We start from the raw sequence: 3,572 nt of genomic DNA, 5'->3' as shown, positions 1-3,572 counted from the left end.
TGAAATGAGCATTTGAGGTTATAGCTGTTTTGTTTTAGTTTGGTGTTTTGTGTTGCCAGCCCCTTAAGCGGGCGTTATGTGAATTGGCGTATATAGTACTTTGCTGTTTTAATATACAGTGTTACTATTCCTTCTTATTGAAAAATAAGGAAAATATTATGAATAAATTCACGGCACTACTACCACTTGTGATTCTGGCTGGTTGTTCGACGACACCTGATTCTAGTAAGGCTTCAACTGAACAAAAATTCCTGAAGAATGACATTACACAGCATAAAGTTGGCAGTAATAGTAGTAACTTAGGTACAGTTCACTTTTCATTGCTTTCAAATGATTCTATACAAAGCACAGTTGAAGTTAATTTTGAGCAGCTCCCATTTAGAACGAAGTTTGATCTTTGTGAAAATACCGGGAATTACAATGACCTTAAGAAAGTTAGGACTGATAAGAATGGTGACACTTACCCTACTTATGAAAATAAAAAGGTTGATTGCAATAGTGAGGTAATTGTAACCAAGGATATTCAAGGCAACTATTTAGTTTCGTATAATTTGAATTTTTTGGTTGGTTACAATGTGGCGTCAGTAAAAGGTTATGATGTTTTGCTGCCACAAAAAATTAAGCGTTTGATCGAAAATCGTTTTGTGCAAGGTAAGGCAGTAGAATCTACGGATAAAAAGGTCCAGATTGTTTTAGATATTTAAAACAAGAAATTTACATAACAAAGCATTTAAGAGGGACAATCAACGCGTGGCATTTTTGGTTTGGGTTAGCATTTGAGGTTACGGCTGGCTAGTTTGAGTTAAGCTGTTTACGTTGCTTGCCCCTTAATGCAGCGTTATAAAGCAAATGGAGTTCATAAGTTGGAATTGGATATTTTCGTAGTTGATGCATTTACAGATCAACAGTTTAAAGGTAACTCAGCAGCAGTAGTTCCGGTCGAAGACTGGCTGTCTGATGAACTAATGCAAAATATAGCGGCTGAAAACAACCTGTCAGAGACTGCCTACATTAAAAATGTAGGTGCTAACCAATACGAGATTCGTTGGTTTTCACCCCTGACTGAAATTGATTTTTGTGGTCACGCAACCTTAGCATCCGCCCATGTATTGTTTAATGAGCTCGGTGTTGAAAACCAAATTGAGTTCATAACCCAAAAAGTTGGCAACTTAAATGTAATTCTCAATGCACAGAATGAAATTGAAATGGTGTTCCCCAACCAGAAGCCAGAAGTGGCTTCTACAATTCCGACCCAACTTTTGAATGGGTTATCTAAAGAACCTATCGAGGTTCTCAAAAACAGGCAAGCCTACTTTGCTGTCTTTGCCAATGAGCAAGAAGTTTTGGACGTTTCTTATATCTCTGAACAATTGAAACAGCTTGCACCTTTAGATGTTGTAGTAACTGCTAAATCCGACAACTATGATTTCGTATCGCGTTATTTTTGGCCTGCAAACGGTGGTGATGAAGACCCAGTTACAGGTTCTATACATTCAGGCTTAGCTCCTTATTGGGCAGACAAACTAGGTAAGGTAGATTTACTAGCCTACCAAGCCTCCAAGAGAGGTGGTGTACTGAAGTGCCGCGTTTTAGAAAGAGCTATTGTTATTTCAGGTAAAGGTGTTCTTTATTTAAAAGGCAAAATTAACGTTTAGTGGAAATCTGCTTTATAACAAACGCCTCAAGAGGGACTGTCAACGCGCGGCGTTTCCAGTCCCATTGAGCCGCGGTGGTTTCGGTTGTGTTGTGTTTGAGTTTAGTGTTATGCGTTGTCAGCCCCTTAGGCGGGCGTTATACATATAAGGTAAATTATGAGTTCAGGAAATCAGATTTATGTAATTGGTCCGTCAGGTGGTCCTTTAAAAATAGGTATCGCGTCAGATGTAAAAAATCGAAGAAGCATACTGAATGTAGGTAATCACTTATATTTGCGTATTTTTCATATACATGATGCCGGGAGTCCAGAAGAAGCCAAGAGATTAGAGAATGAACTACATTATCACTTTAAAGATACCCACATTCGAGGTGAGTGGTTTGATTTAAGTGAACGTGATCTTCCACAAGTTAAACAACTGTTCCATTCTTTGATTCTATTTACAGATTCTGTTCCAAAGGGGTGGACACTAGCTCGGAAAGGCTGTGATGAGTTTACGCCTGAAGTTTGCAAAAAAGCTAGAGGAGCATTGGGGATTGAACTCTCCGAGTTAGCAGAAAAAGCGGGTCTTACTGAAAGTACGGTGGCAAACTTTGAAAGCAATGCAACGTCACCAAGTATTGATACGGTAGAGGCATTAAAAAGTACTTTTGAAACGCTAGGCGTTGAGTTTATTAGAGAACAAGCGGGTAAATGTTTGCGTATTCTCGTGTGATATATGTATAACAAACTGTTTAAGAGTGATTCGCAACGCTTGGCATTTTTACTATGCGTTGCGTTTAGTGTTTAAGGTGGTATGCGGTAGCTTCGGTATTGCGTTGCTCACACCTTAACAGGGCGTTATGTAACAGCAGAGAAAAATTTCTCAATATATTGAAAATTAAAGTGTTTTTATGATTTCTTTACTTTGAATTTAGCTTCTACTTTGCATGTTTTATTCTTTTAACTGATTGTTTTAATGGGTTATTTTTAAAGTTGTAAATCCAGTTTTATTCATATTGGATTTAGTTTTCTTCTTTTTGCTCTTCGAATTTTTAGCTGGTTCTAAATGGTTTAGTGGGTTTGCGATAAGCTTGGTGGCAGTCATTTTTTCTTTGAACTAGGGCTCGCAGTTTCGTCGTTGTCACGAAAATTCTACTGGGTTACTGCTAACTTTTCATGTAAGTTAAACGATATTTGGCAATGCTATTCTTTGTAATGCTTTGAAATAGTTAGCAAAGTTACATAACAAAGCATTCAAGAGGGACAGCCAACGCTTGGCAGTTTTGGTTTGGTTGAGCATTTGAGGTTACGGCTGGCTAGTTTGAGTTTAGTTGTTTGCGTTGCCTGCCCCTTAATGCGGCGTTATGTAACCGTAGAGAAAAAGACCACAATTAAAGTGTTTTCATCATTTTACATTTTAAAATGAACTTCTACTTTTCATATTTGATACTTTTAACTGATTGTTTTAATTAGTTATTTATATGGTTTGTAAAGTCAGTATTATTCATGTTGATTTGGTTTTTGTCTTCTTGTTCTTCAAGTCTATATTCTGAACTTAATGGTAAAGCGAGTTTGCGTTCAGCTTGTCTATAGTCATGATCCGCAGAATCAAGTTGCTTTTGTGGTTGCCAGAGTTTTTTCTACTGGGTCAATGCTGACTTTTCGTGTAAGTTAAATCGTGTTTGGCGATGCTATTTTTGGTAATGCTTTGAAATAGTTAGCAAAGTTACATAACAAAGCATTTAAGAGGGACAATCAACGCGTGGCACTTTTGTTTTGGGTGAGCATTTGAGGTTACGGCTGGTTAGTTTAAGTTCGGTTGTTAGCGTTGCTTGCCCCTTAATGCGGCGTTATGTAACCCGAGTACCCCACGTTTAGTAGACACTTTACTAAGTTAGATCTAGGGTCTAATTGAGAGGTGATTTATGGCTAAACA

Annotated in this window: 3 protein-coding genes; all 3 read left to right on the top strand. The window is 37.8% G+C overall.

The window, feature by feature from the left end:
- Positions 1-158 precede the first annotated feature (158 nt).
- On the top strand, positions 159-704 hold the full coding sequence (locus EXA13_RS16235) for a hypothetical protein (protein ID WP_238134058.1): 546 nt from the start codon (positions 159-161) through the stop codon (positions 702-704).
- Between the two features lie 159 nt (positions 705-863).
- Positions 864-1,655, top strand: a complete 792-nt coding sequence (locus EXA13_RS16230) for a PhzF family phenazine biosynthesis protein (protein WP_172858851.1) — start codon at positions 864-866, stop codon at positions 1,653-1,655.
- A 156-nt stretch (positions 1,656-1,811) separates the two neighbouring features.
- On the top strand, positions 1,812-2,369 hold the full coding sequence (locus tag EXA13_RS16225; RefSeq protein ID WP_238134057.1) for a GIY-YIG nuclease family protein: 558 nt from the start codon (positions 1,812-1,814) through the stop codon (positions 2,367-2,369).
- Positions 2,370-3,572: the final 1,203 nt, after the last annotated feature.

It is taken from the genome of Vibrio cincinnatiensis (genome assembly GCF_022113815.1).
GTDB classification, from domain to species: Bacteria; Pseudomonadota; Gammaproteobacteria; order Enterobacterales; family Vibrionaceae; genus Vibrio; species Vibrio cincinnatiensis_A.
Note: the sequence above shows the minus strand (reverse complement) of the source record. Positions and strands in the feature narration are given on the sequence as shown.

Excerpts from the sequence above, each read along its gene's own strand:
- EXA13_RS16225 (WP_238134057.1), top strand. The coding sequence starts at position 1,812 with ATGAGTTCAGGAAATCAGATTTATGTAATTGGTCCGTCAGGTGGTCCT.
- EXA13_RS16235 (WP_238134058.1), top strand. The coding sequence starts at position 159 with ATGAATAAATTCACGGCACTACTACCACTTGTGATTCTGGCTGGTTGT.